Annotated in this window: 16 protein-coding genes and 1 pseudogene; 9 read left to right on the forward strand and 8 right to left on the reverse strand. The window is 72.0% G+C overall.

The genetic code is table 11. The annotated features are described in order from the left end of the window. The first annotated feature begins 72 nt into the window (after window positions 1-72). The 4 genes from AB0C87_RS31340 (at window position 73) to AB0C87_RS31355 (ending at window position 4,606) form a co-directional block, all read left to right on the forward strand. Window positions 73-762, forward strand: a complete 690-nt coding sequence (locus AB0C87_RS31340) for a response regulator transcription factor (RefSeq protein ID WP_345178624.1) — start codon at window positions 73-75, stop codon at window positions 760-762. Next, entirely contained in the window at window positions 752-2,791 is a 2,040-nt protein-coding gene (locus tag AB0C87_RS31345; RefSeq protein ID WP_360580816.1) for an ATP-binding protein, read from the forward strand. The genes AB0C87_RS31340 and AB0C87_RS31345 overlap by 11 nt, the downstream gene beginning before the upstream one ends. 103 nt (window positions 2,792-2,894) lie before the next feature. Next, window positions 2,895-3,452 carry a sigma-70 family RNA polymerase sigma factor gene (locus tag AB0C87_RS31350; protein WP_345178622.1) on the forward strand — a complete coding sequence of 186 codons (558 nt, stop codon included), beginning with the start codon at window positions 2,895-2,897 and terminating at the stop codon, window positions 3,450-3,452. Then, window positions 3,449-4,606 carry a CU044_5270 family protein gene (locus AB0C87_RS31355; protein WP_353832788.1) on the forward strand — a complete coding sequence of 386 codons (1,158 nt, stop codon included), beginning with the start codon at window positions 3,449-3,451 and terminating at the stop codon, window positions 4,604-4,606. Before AB0C87_RS31350 ends, AB0C87_RS31355 begins: the two co-directional genes overlap by 4 nt. A gap of 75 nt (window positions 4,607-4,681) precedes the next feature. Here AB0C87_RS31355 and AB0C87_RS31360 read toward each other — a convergent pair whose 3' ends face one another. Further along, entirely contained in the window at window positions 4,682-5,068 is a 387-nt protein-coding gene (locus AB0C87_RS31360) for a hypothetical protein (protein ID WP_360580819.1), read from the reverse strand. Then, a complete protein-coding gene (locus AB0C87_RS31365) occupies window positions 5,065-5,571 on the reverse strand; it encodes a hypothetical protein (RefSeq protein ID WP_360580820.1) in 507 nt (168 codons plus the stop codon). The genes AB0C87_RS31360 and AB0C87_RS31365 overlap by 4 nt, the downstream gene beginning before the upstream one ends. 535 nt (window positions 5,572-6,106) lie before the next feature. Between AB0C87_RS31365 and AB0C87_RS31370 the strand changes: the two genes are divergently transcribed. Next, window positions 6,107-6,937: a hypothetical protein gene (locus AB0C87_RS31370; protein WP_353832785.1), complete on the forward strand. Its 831-nt coding sequence runs from the start codon at window positions 6,107-6,109 to the stop codon at window positions 6,935-6,937. Window positions 6,938-7,075: 138 nt separating this feature from the next. Here the strand turns inward: AB0C87_RS31370 and AB0C87_RS31375 are convergent, their stop codons facing one another. Both AB0C87_RS31375 and AB0C87_RS31380 read right to left on the reverse strand, forming a co-directional pair. Beyond that, entirely contained in the window at window positions 7,076-9,376 is a 2,301-nt protein-coding gene (locus AB0C87_RS31375) for an ABC transporter permease (RefSeq protein ID WP_360580822.1), read from the reverse strand. Continuing rightward, window positions 9,373-10,047, reverse strand: a complete 675-nt coding sequence (locus AB0C87_RS31380) for an ABC transporter ATP-binding protein (protein ID WP_345178613.1) — start codon at window positions 10,045-10,047, stop codon at window positions 9,373-9,375. Before AB0C87_RS31380 ends, AB0C87_RS31375 begins: the two co-directional genes overlap by 4 nt. A 139-nt stretch (window positions 10,048-10,186) precedes the next feature. On the opposite strand from AB0C87_RS31380, the gene AB0C87_RS31385 reads away from it, so the two are divergent. The 3 genes from AB0C87_RS31385 (at window position 10,187) to AB0C87_RS31395 (ending at window position 13,302) form a co-directional block, all read left to right on the forward strand. Beyond that, the gene (locus AB0C87_RS31385; protein WP_345178612.1) at window positions 10,187-10,963 is read left to right on the forward strand and encodes a histidine kinase; all 777 of its coding nucleotides are present in this window, start codon (window positions 10,187-10,189) and stop codon (window positions 10,961-10,963) included. After that, window positions 10,960-11,607, forward strand: coding sequence for a response regulator transcription factor (locus AB0C87_RS31390; protein WP_345178611.1), 648 nt, complete (start codon window positions 10,960-10,962; stop codon window positions 11,605-11,607). The genes AB0C87_RS31385 and AB0C87_RS31390 overlap by 4 nt, the downstream gene beginning before the upstream one ends. A 414-nt stretch (window positions 11,608-12,021) precedes the next feature. Next, the gene (locus tag AB0C87_RS31395; protein WP_360580824.1) at window positions 12,022-13,302 is read left to right on the forward strand and encodes a DUF2716 domain-containing protein; all 1,281 of its coding nucleotides are present in this window, start codon (window positions 12,022-12,024) and stop codon (window positions 13,300-13,302) included. A 114-nt stretch (window positions 13,303-13,416) separates the two neighbouring features. Here AB0C87_RS31395 and AB0C87_RS31400 read toward each other — a convergent pair whose 3' ends face one another. The 4 genes and pseudogenes from AB0C87_RS31400 to AB0C87_RS31415 form a co-directional block, all read right to left on the reverse strand. After that, a complete protein-coding gene (locus AB0C87_RS31400; protein ID WP_360580899.1) occupies window positions 13,417-13,614 on the reverse strand; it encodes a DUF397 domain-containing protein in 198 nt (65 codons plus the stop codon). Between the two features lie 107 nt (window positions 13,615-13,721). Beyond that, window positions 13,722-14,105: pseudogene (locus AB0C87_RS31405) on the reverse strand (Scr1 family TA system antitoxin-like transcriptional regulator); the annotation flags it as partial. Next, complete coding sequence (locus tag AB0C87_RS31410) at window positions 14,065-14,610, reverse strand: hypothetical protein (RefSeq protein ID WP_353832781.1); 546 nt, start codon at window positions 14,608-14,610, stop codon at window positions 14,065-14,067. The pseudogene AB0C87_RS31405 and the gene AB0C87_RS31410, both read right to left, overlap by 41 nt. 410 nt (window positions 14,611-15,020) lie before the next feature. Then, window positions 15,021-16,517: a DUF222 domain-containing protein gene (locus AB0C87_RS31415; protein WP_360580825.1), complete on the reverse strand. Its 1,497-nt coding sequence runs from the start codon at window positions 16,515-16,517 to the stop codon at window positions 15,021-15,023. Window positions 16,518-16,780: 263 nt separating this feature from the next. Between AB0C87_RS31415 and AB0C87_RS31420 the strand changes: the two genes are divergently transcribed. Beyond that, on the forward strand, window positions 16,781-17,437 hold the full coding sequence (locus AB0C87_RS31420) for a hypothetical protein (protein ID WP_360580827.1): 657 nt from the start codon (window positions 16,781-16,783) through the stop codon (window positions 17,435-17,437). Window positions 17,438-17,468 lie beyond the last annotated feature (31 nt).

Below are 17,468 nucleotides of genomic sequence, written 5' to 3' on the forward strand. Positions count from 1 at the left end.
AGTGTGAAGAACCTGTGAGGCCGATGTGATGATCCCGTGGTGCCGATCACGCTTTGGCTACGCTCGGGTGCCATGTGCGCGAACGTCCTGGTCGCGGAGGACGACCCCAAGCAGGCGGAGCTGCTGCGCCGCTACCTCCAGCGCGAGGGGCACCGCGTGGTCGTCGTCCACGACGGGCGGGCCGCGCTCGACGAGGCCCGCGCGCGCCGCCCCGACCTCGTGCTGCTCGACGTGATGATGCCGGGGATCGACGGCCTCGACGTGTGCCGCGGGCTGCGCGCCGAGTCCGACGTCCCGGTGCTCATGCTGACCGCCCGCTCGACGGAGGACGACCTGCTGCGCGGCCTCGACCTCGGCGCCGACGACTACGTCACCAAGCCGTACAGCCCGCGCGAGCTGATGGCCCGGGTGCGCACGCTGCTGAGGCGGACCGGGCGGGGCGGCGGCGAGCAGGTGTACCGGGTCGGCGGCATCACGGTGGACCTCGAACGGCACACGGTCCTCGCGGACGGGCGCGAGGTCGAGTGCACGCCCGCGGAGTTCCGCATCCTGGAGGCGCTGGCCGCGCGGCCCGGCCGGGTCCTCACCCGGGCGCAGCTCCTGGAGCACCTGCACGGCTTCGACCGCTTCATCACCGAGCGCACGGTCGACGTGCACGTGAAGAACCTGCGCAAGAAGATCGAGCCGCAGCCGCGGCGTCCGGTCCGGCTGTGCACCGTGTACGGCGTCGGGTACAAGCTGGTCGGCGACCGTGCGCCATAGCCTGCTCGTCCGGCTGGTCGCCAGCTCGGTGCTGATCGCGGTGTGCTCGATCGTGGCGACCGCGTGGCTGGCGGCGCGCGGCACGTCCGGCGAGATCCGGCAGCGGCAGGGCCGGACGCTCGCCCGTGACGCCCGGATCAACGACGCGCTGCTCGGCTACGCGGCGAGCCACCCGCGCTGGGACGGCGTCGGGGAGACCGTGCGCGGGCTGTCCCGGCAGAGCGGCCAGCGGGTCGCGCTGGCGACCGAGGGCGGCGTCCGGATCGCGGACTCGGCGCCCGGCCGGCCGCCGCTGCCGCAGCGCCCCTCGGCCGTCGTCGACCCCCTCGCCGTCGACGTCTCCCTGGGGCCCGGCGCGGCCACCGACCGGATCGACGCGCGCGCGGCCGGGCCGTTCCGGCTGCCGGATCCCGAGCGGGTACGGCTGCGCGGGGAGGTCGACGCCCAGGCGGCGTGCCTGCGCCGCGAGGGCCAGCGCGCCACGGTCGTCGTCGGGCCCGGCGGCCGTCCGTACCTGCGCCGGGAGGGCGGTGCGGCCACCCCCGAATCGAGCACGAACCGCCCCGGCGCGCCCGCCGGCGTGCCCGCCGGTTACGGCCCCTTCCTCCCGCGGGCCGCGCTCGCGCGAACGTCCGGTGGCGGAGCGGTCCGGCTCGCGGGCGTCGCCACGACGCCGTCCGCCACGGCCCCGGCGACGCCGCGGCCTTCCCCGACGACCGGGCCGGGGAACGCGCCGCGGCGGCCGGAGTCCACGCCCGGCGCGCCGACCGTCATGCCGTCCAGCACCCCGACCGCCGCGCCCGGCGGCAGACCGGTGAGCCCGCCGGCCGCGACGCCGGAGCCCGTGCGGCCGCCCACGCCGTGCTCGCCGGACACGCCCGGGCCCACCGCCACCGAGAGGCGCGCCCTCAGCCGGCTCGCCGCCCTGGTCCGGGAGTGCCACGGAAGCCGGGTCGACGTGTGGCTGGACGAGACCGGCACGCCGGCCGCTCCGGCGTCGGCCGCCGAGTGCCTGGCCACCGCGCGCCGCACCCAGCTGAAGCCGTACGTCGCGCCGGCCGCGCTGCTCTACATCGGCTCGGCGGAGGACCGCGCGCCCGCCATCGACCCGTACGGCATCGCGGGCGTCACCGCGGTGATCCTCGTCCTGGCGGTCGGGGTCAGCGTCCTCGTCGCCACCCGGCTGGCGCGGCCGGTGCGGGCGGTCACCGCGGCGGCCCGGCGGATGCGGGCCGGCGACGGCTCGGCGCGGGTCACGGTGCGCGCCAAGGGCGAGGTCGGCGAGCTCGGCGCGGCGTTCAACGAGATGTCCGAGCACCTGGACCGCATGGAGCGGCAGCGCAAGGCGATGGTCAGCGACGTGTCGCACGAGCTGCGCACGCCGCTGAGCAACATCCGGGGCTGGCTGGAGGCCGCCCAGGACGGTGTGGCCGACCTGGGCCCCGCGCTGACCGCCTCGCTGGTCGAGGAGGCCACGCTGCTCCAGCACATCGTCGACGACCTCCAGCAGCTCGCGCTCGCCGACGTGGGCAAGCTGCGGCTGCACCCCGAGCCGGTCGACGTGGCGGACCTGGTCGAGCAGATCGCGACGGTCTACCGGGCCGCGGCCGAGGCCGCCGAGCTGACGCTGACCGCCGAGGTGACCGGGCGGCCCTCCCTGGACGCCGACCCGGTGCGGCTGCGGCAGGCGGTCGGCAACCTGCTCGCGAACGCGGTCCGCTACACGCCGGCCGGCGGGCGGGTGAGCCTGCGCGCGTCCGACGACGGCGACGACGTGCTGATCGAGGTCGCCGACACCGGGCCGGGCATCGCGCCCGAGCACCTGCCGCACGTCTTCGACCGGTTCTGGCGGGCGGAGAAGTCGCGCAGCCGGCAGACCGGCGGCAGCGGACTGGGCCTGGCCATCGTGCGGCAGCTCGCCGAGGCGCACGGCGGGTCCGCGGCGGTGCGCAGCGAGCCGGGCCGGGGCGCGACGTTCGCCCTGCGCCTGCCCCGTTCGCCGGACCGCGCCGGACCGAGTGCGACGTGATCGGGTGCGACGTGACCGGTGAAGAATTCCCGGGCCGCCATGTAATCCACCGGGGCCTCCTCGGACTTCTCGGCGTAACGGTTCCGAGAAGAGAGGAGGTGGCGTGGACGAGCAAGAAGCCCGATTCACCCGCCTCTACGAGACGCACTACCGCAGCGTCTTCGGCTATGTCGTGCTGCGGGCCGCCCCCCAGGCCGCCGAGGACCTGACGGGCGAGGTGTTCACCGTCGCGTGGCGGAAGATCGACGAGATCCCCGACCAGGCGCTGCCGTGGCTGCTGGGCGTGGCGAGGAACGTGGTCCGCCGGTCGCACGGCGCGGCGGGCCGGGCGCGCGGACTGGCCGACCGGCTGGCCGGCCTCACCACCGACGCCGACCTGCACGCCTGGGACGTCGCCGAGCACCTCATCGCCCGCGACCAGGCGCTGGCCGCGCTGCGGGCCCTTCCGCCCAAGGAGGCCGAGGCGGTCACCCTGACCGCCTGGCACGGGCTCGACCCCGCCGAGGCGGCCCGTGTCGCGGGGTGCTCCCGCACCGCCTTCCTCGTCCGGCTGCACCGGGGACGCCGCCGGCTGGCCAAGGCGATCGAGGCGTCCCCGGAAAGCCCCGCGCGAGCGCACGGACGCGCCCCGCGCCCGCGAGTCATCCAGGAGAAGCAGTGAAGCAGGACGAACTCGACAACCTGATCGCCGCCCTGAAGCCCGCGGCGGTCGCCGAACTCGCCGACGACGCCTACGCGCGGCGCCCCGACGTGGCGCAGATCCGGGCGCGCGCCGGCGCGTCGACCGTGAACGCGCGCTTGGCCCCGGTGCGGCGGCCGGTGCGGCGGCTGGCCCTCGCCGGCGGCGTGGCCGCGGTGGCGGTGGCCGCGGCGGCGCTGGCCGTCGCCCTGCCGTCGGACGGCCCCGGAGGCGCCCCCGGTGGCGCCCCCGGCGCCGGACATGACGGGACGCTCGACACCCGCACGTTCCTGCTGGCCAGCGCGACGACGGCCGCCAAGCAGCCCGCCGCCCGCGGGACCTGCTGGTACAAGCGGACCCGCATGTGGCAGGACATCCTGCCCTTCAAGCCCGGCCCCGGCGTCCCGACGCCCAAGCCCAAGCCGCTGGGCAAGCCCCAGAACTTCCAGGCGCGGACCGCGAGCAGCGTGGAGGACTGGGCGTGCGCCAAGAGCGGGACCGACATGCGCTTCGGTACGAACGGACCGCTGGACATCAAGCTCACCTTCCCCACGAAGAAGGACGAGGCCGCATGGAAGGCGGCGGGCTCGCCCCCGCTCGACGTCAACGACGGCACGACCGTCTCGAAGCCCCGCATGGTCACCTACAGCAAGGGCTCGCACCTGGTGAACCCCGTCATCGGATCCCACGAGATCGAGTGGAAGACGATCGCGAAGCTGCCGGCGACCGACGGCGCCCTGGAGCGCTACCTGCGCAGGCTGTGGCAGCAGGACGGCCGGGGCGGTGCGCACGGCTACACCGCCCCGGCCGACTTCGGGGAGTACGTCTTCGTCAGCGCCTGGGACCTGTTCATGGCCCCGACCACCCCCGGCACCCGGGCGGCCCTCTACCGGATCCTGGCGCGCACCCCGTCCGTGCGCGTCACCGGACAGATCACGGACCGGCTGGGCAGGCCCGGCGTGGCCATCACCGCCAGGGGCACCAGCGTGCGGCTGGTCGTGGACCGCAAGACCGCCCAGCTCCTCGACTTCGAGGACCGGCACACCGCCCTTCCGGGCAAGGAGGCCGGCAGTGAGTACCTGGCCTTCGAGAGCCAGGGCTGGGTGAACAAGCTCGGAGCCACCCCCGCTCGCTGACCCGCGACGACCGCGGGGACGCCGCACCCTCTGCGGCGTCCCCGCGCTGGGCGTCCCGTGGGCGCCCGCCGCTGCTCAGCACTCGCGGAGCGAGTAGGGGTTCAGGCCGCCTCCCCACAGCCAGGCGTGCCCCTCCCAGCCGTACCGGATCTTGACCCAGTCGGACCGGGTCCGGCCCCAGGCGGTCATCTGCGCGCCGTCGGTGATGTGGCACAACGCGCTGGCCTCCGCCGGCGGCATGATCGAACCGATGATCCTCCCCGGCGGGATGCCGGGCGCCCCCGGATCGGCCCGGACGTGCAGGGGCCTGGCCCAGTCGCCGACGGTGACCCGGTCCGCGCGGGCGCGGGCCGTGGTGCCGGCGTCCGCCGCCGAGGGCGCCGCGTCCGCCTCCGAGGGCGCCGCGACGGCCGGCAGCGCCAGCGCCGCGACCGCTGCGGCCCCGATCCGGTACGCGTTCACCGTTCCTCCTCGCGGGTCCGGCAGTCGCCGCAGGGCCTGGTGCCCGCGCCGCGGTCCGTCTTGATCCTCGGGCACCCGCAGACGCACGGGGGCAGCACCTCGTGGGGATTGAGCCCACCGTCCCAGACCCATGCGGTGGGCGGCGAGCCCGGGCTGATCTTCACCCAGGTCGAGCCGGTCCGGCCGTAGGCGGTCATGTCGGCGCCCTCGGTCGAGCAGACGGCCATGGCGGGGGCCCCGGGCCGCATCGAGCCGATCACCTTCCCCGGCCCGCCGCCCGGCCAGCCGGGACTGTCCCGGACGCGCAGGACGGGCTGGGCCCACTGCGCCACCTGGACGCGGTACAGGGCGGCCGAGGCCGACGCGCCGCTCCCGGCGGCCATCACCGGCCGGTTCACCGACCCGCCGCCGGCGTAGGCCGCCTGGCCGCTCGCGCCGGACGCCACCAGCACCCCCAGCGCGGCCGTCACGGTCACCGCCCTGGTCAACAGGCCTTTTCTCATGTGCACTCCTGGCATCGAAGATGGCTCCCCGGACCGAAGTCCGCGAGAACCGTTCGATCCATCGTCACTCAGAGTGCGGGAACGGGTGCATGCCGTGGCATGAACGGGCCACTCTTTGAAGCCTCAACCGCTGTCCGAAGCCTGCGTGCGGGCGGTCCCATCCCCGATGACCCGAATTCACGAGGGGGTTCACGGTTCCTGACCCAACCGATCGAGATTGCGCAGGGCGTCTCCCCTAGGACGGTCTCCTTGGCCTGGCCGATGCGGTCGGGTACCGGCGAAGAGCCGGTCGAACCAAAGGAGATTCCTCATGAGCAGAACCTGGGGGGCGCTTGCGGAAGCGCTCTCCCTGATTCTCGTATCGGTAGGGTCGGCGTACGCGACGCGGCTCTACCCCGAGTACTCGCCGGCGCCCGTGGGTGCACTGATCACGATCTTCGGGGCCGTCTTCTTCAGCGCGGTCACGCGTCTTTCGCCTGGCAGGGCGAAGCGAAGGCGCGCCAGGGCCCGGTGGAGCCGGCACCAGTGGAAGTGGGTGCTCATTCTGGTGGTCCCCAGCACCTTCCAGGGACAGGTCCAGCAGGCCGCGCTGGCGCGGGTGGACGTCGGAACCCTGATGACCGTCATGACGCTCGGCGCGCTCGGCCTGGCGACGTGGCGGCTCGTCTCGTCTCCGCACGGATCGAACCGGCGACTGCACGCCCTGTGGTTCGTGATCGGTTTGGTCGGTGTCGCCATGCTGACCAGGCCGTTCACCGGCGGGATCGGATCCTGGGGCTTGGCCCTGACGGGTGTGGCCGCCGTCATAGGCGTCAACGCCACGATCGTCTCGGCCAAGCTGGCCGAGATGGGCGCCCTGCCCCGGGTCGTCGAGATGAACTGCTGGTCGGGCGCCTGCCTGGTCGGGGCGCCGATCCTCCTCTGGACCGACGAGCACTGGATGACCTGGTCCGTGCTGTCGACCGTGGCGGTCACGTCGCTGCTGAACATGATCGCCAACAAGCTGCACGTCCGCGCCTGCGAGCTCGTCCGGTCCGACGACGGGTTGATCAGCACGGTGAAGTGCGTCAACCCGGTGCTGGCGTGCCTCGTCGGCGTGGTCGTCGGGACAGGCGGGTCGCCGGGGCTTCTCGGATGGATCGGCGCCGGGCTGGTGGTGGGGGTCTCCCTCGCCGCTTTTCGGGCCTTCCACCGCCTGGGCCTGCACGCCGTGGCGCAGACCGTCAAGGGCGCCGTCTGGAAGGAGCCGCCTCCGGAGGCCGCTCCCAATGGCGGTGGCTGGGGCGGCATTCCGCCTTCCAGCGTCTGGCTTCGCAGTGTCTGGAAGCCGGACGACCACGGCCCGTGGAAGTACAAGTTCGCCTGACGGCCTCATCGCCGCGTGGCCCTAACGATCCGTGACGCTCCGGGGTCGCGGACGGCGTCACGCCCAGGCGTGACGCCACACCACTGACGGTGGAAGCGGGCCTGTCCCGCTTCCACCGCCTTTCCCCGGGCGGGCCGGTCACTCCGAGCGGAGGGCCGCCGCCGTCCTGATCCGGGACGCCCGGCCCGCCGGGACCAGCGCGCCGAGCAGGGCGATCGCGATGCCCGCCAGCACGGACAGCAGCATCAGCGGCCAGGGGAAGATCTCCAGAAGGCCGTAGGGGAGGACGAGGCCGCCGGTGCCGGCCATGGCCGGCATCACCACATGGTGGGCGGCCAGGCCCAGCGGCAGTCCGATGAGTCCGCCGACCAGGCCGAGCACGGCCATGGACGCGAGCACGACCGTCAGGACCTGCCGCGGTGTCGCGCCCAGCGATTTCAGGACGCCGAAGTCGCGCGCCCGGTCCTTGGTGTTGAGGACCACCGTGTTGAACACCCCGAGCCCGGCGACCGTGGTCAGCCCCAGGGTCAGCAGAGTGAGGAGCCCGAGGAGGATCACCTGGCCGGACTCCATGCCCTCGGCGGCCGGCCTGGCCGGGATACCGTCCGCCTCGAGCGCGGCGGCGTAGTCCTCGGGGGAGGTGCCAGGGGTGAGGCCGACCTCCAGGAGCGAGGTCACCCTGCCGGGGCGCGGGCCGGGGGATTCCGAGGGCTGCGCCGGCTTCTCGCGGCCGAGGAGCGAGGTGAGGGACGCCCAGTCCGTGAGGACGGTGTCGCCGCCGTCCACGAGCGCCGTCCCGACGATCCGCAGTGCGGCCTTCCTGCCGTCCACGGTGACGACGACGGTGTCGCCGATCTTCTTGCCGCCGGTCTTCAGGAACGGGTCGCCCACGACGGCCTCGCCCGGTCCGCCGAGCCAGCCGCCGTGGACCATCCGGTAGCCGTGCCGGTCGGTGACGTCCCCCTGGTACGCCTTGACCTGCACCGGCCGGTCGAACCCCGGAACGTGGGCCTGCTCGAAGCGCGTGGCCGCGACCTTCGCGGTGCCGGGCCGGCCGGCCAGCGAGACCGGCCGGTCGCCGTCGGCGAAGACCAGGACCTGGACGGTCCCCGTGAGTTCCGCGTCGGCGAGGTAGGCGCTCAGGGACCGGTTGAGGCCGGCGGCGAACGTCACCGCCGCCACTCCGAACGCGACGGCGGTGACGGTCAGCGCGGTGCGGCCAGGACGGGTGAACGGCAGGCCCAGGCCCAGGCTGACCGGGCGCGGCAGCCGTGTCCGGGCCAGCGCCCGCTGCACCCGCAGGGCCCGGCCCCGCCGCGTCGCGGCGCCCGCGCTGACCGCGACCGCCGTCGGGATCCGGCCCGCCCGGACGGCGGGCACCAGCGCGGTGACGACGGCGACCGCGAGGACGCCCGTGAAGGCCAGGACGTCCACCCAGGGTGAGACGCCGCTGGCGGTCGGCAGGTCGAACGAATCGCCCAGCGTGGTGGTGACCGTCCCGGCCAGGACGTTGCCCGCGGCGATCCCGATCAGGCTGCCCACCACCCCCGGTATCGCGATCATCACCAGGTAGACGCCGGTGACCTGGGCGGGCGTGAAGCCGAGGGACTTGAGGACGCCGATGTGCCGGAACCCCGACACGACGGCGCCGCTGACCACGTTGGCGATGACGAGCACCGCGACGAGCAGCCCGGCGATCCCGAACGCGACCAGGAACGGGATGACGGTCGTTCCGGCCTCGGTGGCCTGCTGCCGGGAGACGAGATAGCTCTGGCTCGCGGTCGCCGGCAGCCCGGCGGTGACCGTGCCGGCCGGGGCGGCGGGGTCGGCGAGCCGGTAGAGCATCTGCAGGCCGTCCGGGGCGGTCAGCTGCCCGGGCGCCACCCACGCCTGGGCGGACCGGGTGATCGACCGGCCGATCCCGACGATGGTGAAGGTCCGCCCGTCGGTGAAGGTCACCTTCTTCCCGATCGGGTCGAACGGGAACCGCGCGTAGTCCGTGCCCAGCACGATCTCGCCGGGGGCGGCGGCCCAGCGGCCGCTCCTGAGCGCCAGCCGGTCGACCGGGTCGTCGTCGCGGACGGTCCGCTCGACGACCGTGAGGGGGCCGGGCGGAAGCAGCCCCGGACGCGCCGGGTCGGTCTCCTCCGGGACGTTCACGACCTGCGAGCGGTACGGGCCGCCCGCCGCCGTCACGCCCGGCCGGGACGCCGATGCCGCGACCTGCGCGGCCGTCGCTTTCGCGGGGTCGTAGGCGACCGTCAGATGGGCGCCGTGCTGCCGCGCGAACGCCTTGTCGTACGGGCCGTCCACGGTGGCGAGCAGGCCCAGCGCGAGCACGACCGTCCCGGTGGAGACCAGCAGCACCAGCGAGATGATGGACGTCTGCAGCTTGCGCCGCCGCACCGCGAACCGCGCGGCCTGCCACACCGCCCTCACCGGGTCACCTCGGCGGCCACGCGGCCGTCCTCGAACGCGACGACCCGGTCGGCGACCCGGGTCGCCAGCCGCTCGTCGTGGGTGACGATGAGCAGGGTCTGGCCGATCTGGTTGAGGTCGAGCAGCAGGTCCATGACCTGTTCGCCGGCCCGCGAGTCGAGCGCGCCGGTCGGCTCGTCGGCCAGCAGCAGGGCGGGCCGGTTCATCAGCGCGCGGGCGACGCCGACCCGCTGCCGCTCCCCGCCCGACAGCACCACCGGGTAGGCGTTGCGGCGGTCGGCGATGCCCAGCTCGTCGAGCAGCTCCATCGCCCGGGCCTGGGCCTGCTTGCGCGAAGTGCCGAGCAGCTGCGCGGCCAGCATCACGTTCTCCAGCACCGGCAGATCGTCGAGCAGGTTGAAGAACTGGAAGACCATGCCGATGCGGCGGCGCCGGTACCGGGCCAGTTCGGCCTCTCCCATCGCCGTGATGTCCTCGCCGCGCACCACGACCGTGCCCGCGGTGGGCCGGTCCAGGCCGGCGATCATGTTGAGGAGGGTCGACTTGCCCGACCCCGACGGGCCCATCACCGCGACGGCCTGACCGGCCTGGATGTCGAGGCTCACCCCGGCGAGCGCGGCGGTCTCGCCGTACTCCTTGCGTACGTCCATCAGCTGGACCATCAGTTCCATGCCGGTGACGGTACGAGCCGCGCCCTCGCCCGCGCGTCGGGTCCTGGAGGTAACTCCGGGGCCGGGTCAACCGAGGGATGTACGGCCGTGGACCGCCGGGATGATGCGCTCCGTCCGGGTCTGGCGGCAGGATGGGCGGATGCTGCCTGCGTGGCTCGTGCCCCTCCTCGCCGCGATCCCGTGCACATGGGCCCTGTGGGAGCGGCGCAGGCGCCGCGCCGTGCTCGGGGCGCGGACCTGGCTGCTGGAACGCGAACGCGAGGGCGCCGCGCGCCGGGCCGTCGAAGAGGAGCGGGCCCGGGTGGCCCGGGACCTGCACGACATCGTCAGCCACAGCGTCAGCGTCATGGTCGTGCAGGCGGGCGCGGCCCGGCACGGCGTCGACGGCGAGGCCGAGGAGGCGCTGCTGGCCGTCGAGCGGACCGGCAGAGAGGCGATGACCGAGCTGCGGCACCTGCTCGGCGTCCTCGCGCCCTCCCCGGACGGCGACGGCGAGGCGTTCGCCCCGCAGCCGTCGCTGGCGCACCTGGGGACCCTCGTCGACCGGATCGCGTTCGCGGGCCTGCCGGTCGACGTGCGGGTGACCGGCGAACCGTGCCCGCTCCCCGCCGGGATCGACGCGACCGGCTTCCGCGTCGTCCAGGAGGCGCTCACCAACGCGCTGAAGCACGGCACCTCCGGGGCGACGGCGGAGGTGACGGTGAGCTACGGGACGCGGAGCCTGCGGCTGGAGGTGCTCAACACCGGCCCGAGCGTCCTCACCGGGACGGGCCCCGCCCCGCCCGAGGGCAGCGGCGGCCGGGGGCTGGCCGGACTGCGCGAACGGGTCGCGGTGTACGGCGGCGACCTCGACGCGCGGCGGCGGCTGGGCGGCGGCTACCGGGTGCGTGCGCGGATCCCCCTGGAGCGGCCGTGACGCGGGTGCTGATCGCCGACGACCAGACACTGGTGCGCGGCGGCTTCCGGATGATTCTCAGCAGGTCGGGGATCGAGGTGGTCGGCGAGGCCGCCGACGGGCTGGAGGCGGTCGCCGCCGCGCGGCGCCTGCGCCCGGACGTGGTGCTGATGGACATCCGGATGCCCGGAATGGACGGCCTGGAGGCCACCCGCCGCGTCCTGGCCGACGACCCCGCGTGCCGCGTACTGATCCTGACAACCTTCGACCTCGACCGGTACGTCTACTCCGCGCTCGCCGCCGGCGCCAGCGGGTTCCTGCTGAAGGACGTCACCCCCGAACACCTCGTGGCGTCAGTGCAGCTGGTCGAGACCGGGGACGCGCTGCTTGCCCCCTCCATCACCCGCCGCCTCGTCGAGCGGTTCGCCCGCCCCGCCCCTGAGCCCCAGGGCCTGGACGTCCTGACCCCGCGAGAGAAAGAGGTGCTCCGCCTGGTAGGCGGCGGCCTGTCCAACACCGAACTGGCCGCCCACCTCCACCTCAGCGAGGCGACGGTCAAGACCCACGTCACCCGCATCTTCGCCAAACTAGGCCTGCGCGACCGAGCCCAAGCCGTAGTAGTCGCCTACGAGTCAGGCCTAGTAATCCCCGGCACCCCCAACTGACCTAACAAGCACAGCCTCCGCTCAGGCTCGGTGAACCAGACGGCTGAGGAGACGGCGGAACTTGCATGGCCCAGCAAAGGCGCGCGAACGGTAAGCCGCACGGTGACACCTACAAGCCGCTGTGGAGGGCCTACGGAACCTATGAGAGCAGCGCCGGTTCTGCTTGGCTCGCGCGGTGACCCTGGACTTCAATGACTACGGAGAGGACGGCCTGACCATCCATCGCGGCCCCGGACTATGGCCGTTCTCCGCCTCAAGATCTGCGGAAGCCGCCGACCGCCCACCCAAGATGAAATCAGTTCCAGTACCTTCTGTGCTCGCGGACTGAGCAACGTGCCGCGCCGACCCGCCCCTTCTGCCGTAGGACAACCGAGAGCCGGGCGTTAAGTGATGGTTCCTCGGGCATCGCCCTGCTTGAATGCCAGCGTGGCGTTGGATGTGGGGCGGCTCCGGGCTGAGCATGACAGCACGCTGCGGGGCCACGTTCGAATGCCTCCGCGGATCGGCACCGTCGTAGAGCGGATCGGTCCGCTGAACCTCACGCACTACGGCACCCATTGCGTCGTTGACCATCCCCCGCTGGACGCGGAGGACTCGGCTTCGGCCGTACGGCTTGCCGAGCAGGTGCAGGTATCCGCGGCCGCACGTGCGGAACCCGTGGAGTGGCGCGTGTTCCACCACGACGTAGCGGCGTCCCACCTGAGCGCCGTGCTCGACACGGCCGGCTTCTCCGCAGGTTGGGAGCGCAGTGTCCTGGTCGGTGAGGTCGCCGAGCTCGACTTCCCCGAGCCGGAACCGGTGGGGGAAGCCGGATCGGTCCGGTGGGACGAACCACAGGCGCAGCAGGCACTCGACCTTGCGGCCCGAACCGGCCCGCATCGGGTCCCCTTGGCGAACTGGCACGCAATGCGTTCCATCCCGTACTGGGACGTCGAGGTCCGTGTGCTGACCCGCCGCGGAATGGTCACCGCGGCCTGCTGGCTAGAGAACGTCTCCGATACCGCCTACGCCGTCATCGGAGGGCTGACCGCGGCCCGCCCCGAACTCCTGGCTCAACTGCCGCTGTGGCGGTTCCGGTCGCCGCCCAAGCAGTTCCTGGTCGCCGACGCCGACGGGGAGGTGCGTGACGTCCTGCTCGCCACCGGATTCCGTGAGGTGACGACCGTCCGATCCCACTACTGGAACCCGCCGGGCGAACCCGCGGCGACCCCGCCCGCGAGGCACTCGCTCTACAACGGTGAGGCCGGACGGATCGCGCGCCTCTGCGAGGCCCGCGTCGGCTTCGACTATGAGAGCGGCAGAGGACGCTACCGTGCGCCGGCCGACTCGCGCCGCTGGTTCTACGGCCTGCTCGGCGGCCGCGACGACCCGGCGATCGCGGCCGCCGAAAGCGTCATCGAACGCGGCCTGCGTGCCTGTGTCCGCCCCGGCGAATGGGTGTACGAGCACCGGCCCTACCTCAACGGATGGGAGTTCGACCCCCATCGCGTCGGCGGCCCCGGACAACCGTCCTGGCCGGGAAGCGCCATCGCCGACGAGGAGTTCCAGTTCCTGACCACGGCGGACGCCCGCCTGGGCACGTTCGGCCACCACGTCGAACAAACCCTTGTCGTCTTCGGAGACGACCTCCTCGCACAGGTCGCGGAGGATTTGAACCGGCTACTCGGCGGCGGGACCTGGGCTTTCGGTTCGTAGACCTCCTACCTGACCGAAGGTTCCAGCGAGCATTAACCCAGGTCAATCAACTATCGAATCGAGCATGGCCTGACGCATCTCCTCGCGGCGTGACGCCAGGTAGGCCCGACCGCCTCATCCACCAGACGGCTGCGATGCCAGATGGGCCAGGAGGCTGGTGAAGTGTCGGCGGGTGAGGGTGAGGGTGAGGTGTTCGGCGGTGGGGTCCTTGCTGTCGCGGATGCCGATGTGGCCGTCGAGGTCGGCGATCTCGACGCACTCGCCTTCGTCGCCGCCGCTGTGACTGCTCTTGCGCCAAGGGGACCGGAGCAGTTCGGAGTGCTCATGATTGCGACGCTGTCTCGTCGATGAGTTTCAGCGAAGCGGTCCGGCTCAGCGCTGCTGAGCGCAACGGTTCGAACGTCTCCCGCCTCCGCGATGATCGGCATGTAGCAAGGCGGGTGCGAACGGTTGAGTACCTGCTGGCGGGCAGCCGGAAGTCGACCAGCATCTTGGCGTTGCGCGCATATTTCGGCAGGGCCGACGGTGATGAGTTTCCGCGTGTACTCGGGGATCTGGAGAAGCCCGGGGACGATGCCGGGCTTGAAGTTACGGATCTCGGCGGTGTCCTCGTCGAGGCCGGCCAGGTCAGGCGCGGCGGTGGAGCGGCGGTGGAGCGGCGGTGGAGATGCGGCGCTTGCGTTCCCGTACCTGTGAGGTGGGCTTGTGGGGGCAAGGTGGGGGAGGGACTCGCGGAGGGCGCCGTGATCGATGACGGGGGGGTCAGGCTGTCCTCGGGGCGAGGTCGATGTGCTCGCCGTCAAGGCGGGGTGCCGCGATGTCCTGACGTGGATACAGCCGCACGAACGTCTGCTCGTCCCACATCACCATGCAAGGAAGACGCTCTGCGGTGGTCAGTCGGGCGATATCGATGGAGGACACCACTCCCCAATACCATCGGGCCGGCTCGCTTCGTTGTGGGATGTCCAGCTCCAACTCCATGTGCATGATGAGGCGGTTCCTGCGGGTGTTCGCGTTGGGCACCTGATAGTTGACGACACGGGCTGCTCCGCGAACTCCCTGCTCGGCGAAACGCCGGTCGATCTCTGCCTGGACCTTCTTGGCCTCACGGCCGAACAACATGAACCCCGTGAAGGAAAGCACCACGGTGGCGATGATTCCGACTTGGAGTGCGAGCCACCCCGTCTCGGCCGAGACCAGGTCGGTAACCGCAGCTAGCACCGCTGCGCTGATTCCCCCTAGGAACGAGACCACTGCCGCTACAACGACTAGGAGAAGGGGGATATGCGAACTTTTTCTCTGCGTCACGCCCACAGAGATTAGCAGAATGCCCGAATTGGTCCCTGGTGTCCCGAATGAAGGGATGGGCGGCTCTGTTCAGAGCCGCCGGGCGCGGGGCCCAAGGGGGGCGAGGGGGCCTGTCCGGCGCCAACCGGAGATCAAGACACCCAGGTGCTGGCGCTGAGCCCGGCGCGAGATCGAGCACCAGGAGTTGCTGCCCGCGCCACGTCGTGAGCCGCAAGGCAGTGATCTCGGACCAGGGCAGGAAGGTGTGCTCGGGCGCAGCGTCGATACTGCAGCGCAGCCCATGGCGGACAAGCGCATCGTGACCGCGGGGACGCGCGGCCGGGGGAAGCAAGCACGCCACGACCACGCGCTGCTGCCCGTCCGGTCCGGGGGAGCGGCCTGTCCTGGCCCTGCCGTCTGCGCGCCGCTGGTCAGGCGGCCCAGTCGAGGGCTGTGGGTGGGTCGGCGGTCCGCGGCTCGGTTGTGCGGGGCTCGGTTGCGCCGGGGTCGGTTGCGCGGGGGTCGGCTGTTCGTGGGTCGGTTGTGCGTGGGTCGGTTGTGCGTGGGTCGGTTGTGCGGGGGTCGGTTGTGCGGGGGTCGGTTGTGCGGGGGTCGGTTGTGCGGGGGTCGGTTGTGCGTGGGTCGGTTGTGCGTGGGTCGGTTGTTCGTGGCTCGGTTGCGCCGGGGTTGGCTGTTCGTGGGTCGGTGATTGGCGGGGTGGTTGCCGGTGTGTCGGGTGGTGGGAGGAGTTGGTAGGTGTAGCGGCCGGTGGGGTCGTGGGTGGTGCGGATCTGTTGGGTGTTGGTGTGTTTGTAGCGGTTGTGCCATCCGCAGCACAGGGCCAGTTTGTCGATGTCGGTGGGGCTGTTGCCGAGGGCCCATCCGTTGACGTGATCGACTTCGCACAGGGTGCCGGGGACTTCGCAGCCCTGGACGGCGCAGGTGGGGTAGAGGGCTTCCAGGACCTGGCGCTGGGCTGCGGTGGCGAACCGGACCTTGTGCCCCAGGTAGAGGGGCATGTTGCCAGTGCCCAGCAGGAGGGGTGAGACTCCGGCAGCCAGGGCGAGGCGACGCGCCTGAGCTGCCGGGATCGGGGTGCCGTCGGCGAGGCGGGCGGGTGCCTGGCCGCCGGTGAGGGTGTCCAGGTCGCAGATGAGGGTGACCTTGGTTGCTTTGTGTCCACCGGCCAGGACGCTGCTCAGTGCGGCAGCCGTCCGCTCGGCCGAGTCTCGGTGGTCATCGGGCCCGGCGGGTTTCGTCAGCGGGCCCAGGGTGCCGTCCCAGACGGCGGCGTCCTCGGCGTTCAGCCAGCCGTTGATGTAGCGGCCGCCGTCGAGGGAGCGGGTTCCGGTGATCCAGGACCGCTCATACCCGCGCTGCACGTCATCGGGAGCTGTCTCCTGCCCGTCGCGTTCGGCGATGACCTCGCGGATCCGCCGTCCGAGCACCGCCACCTTCCCCGCCGAGAACCCCTGCCCGACCTTCTCCAGCAGCAGCGTCTCGGCCCTCGCGCAGTCGTCATCATCCAATCGGGCGACGGCGTCGGCCACCGTTGAGGCGTACCCGTAGGACAACTCACCGCTTGAGAGCAGGGCGGACACGGTGGGGAGCCGGTGGAGTTGGCGGGCCAGGTTGACGCGTTCCTTGGCGCGCGCATCGCGCATGCCCAGCCGGGACCGCAGCCACGTCTGCGTGGACGGAAACCCCCACCGGTGCGTCTCGCCGGTCGCGTCGACCTGGGCGATGAACCCGGCCAACGCGGCTTCGTGGGCGTCGGACGCTGCGGCTAGCGTCTCGGCGAGTTTCATGCACGCCGCAGCGGACTCGGGGGCGGGGCGGCTGGCGAGTTCGGCGGCGATCGCGACGGCGGCGTCCACCAGTTCCTGGGTGGACGCCACGCCGAGATCCATATCCGTGACCGAACACATGCACAGAGTATATCGAGCAGGTGTGCTAATAGATGCGAAATTGAAGACCGATTATTGTTACTGCGAGGATAGGCGAAATCCGTAGAAGGTGGAATCTGATGTGCATGCTTATGGAAGTCGGGCATTCCTCTTAATGTGACCAACGCCTGAGGGTTCTGTCGCGCCTACCGGAAACGTTTCCCGATGAGCTCCGCCAACGTCCGCACCCACGCCCGTTCCGTGTCGATGGGGTGGGTAAGACTGGGGACCTCAGCCGAGAAGCCGTGCCAGTCCTGCGGATCGCTGTCGTCGTCCTCCGGCTCATGGCGATGGCGTGGAGGGGCGGAGGCGTTCCTGGCGCCAAGCTCGGACGCGGGGCGATGATGGTCTTTGTGCGTGTTGAGGACGACCTGCTCTGGGAGGCCGCCGACCGGAACGGCTGGGGCCTACGGTGGCTCCGCCATGTCGTGGCAGCGGCCGCCCTCGCCGGCTTCGGCGGCCTGCTATGGCTGGGCGGCGAGCCGTTCGTCTCCGTCGCGGCGTTTTGCGGAGCATCGCTCCACGCGATCTGGAGCACCGCCTACTGGCTGCGGGACCGACGGCGCTTGGTCCGGGTGACCGTCGTCGACGACGGCATGCGCCGCATCCGCTTGCACCGCGCCAACGGGCGGACCGCCGACCACGACCCCCGCATGGTGCACACGGTGCACATCACTCACCGAGGTCACGACTACGACCCCGACCATCCGTCGCTACTCGGCCCGGGAGCGGGAACTGCGACACTGCGGCTGCGGATCGCGGGCCGGCAGTTCACCAGCCGTTGGGCCGGGCTCAACTCCGCAGAGCTTGATCGGGTGGAGCAGTCCTGGCGCACCGTCTGTCCGGAGGCCGCCATGGATGGCAAACGCATACCGGGGAAGTTCGCGGGCTACTCCTACTGACCCTTGGCTGCTCAGATCAGTCTCTGCTGAG

This window comes from Actinomadura sp. NPDC048021 (assembly GCF_040653135.1).
Classification (GTDB): Bacteria; Actinomycetota; Actinomycetes; order Streptosporangiales; family Streptosporangiaceae; genus Spirillospora; species Spirillospora verrucosospora.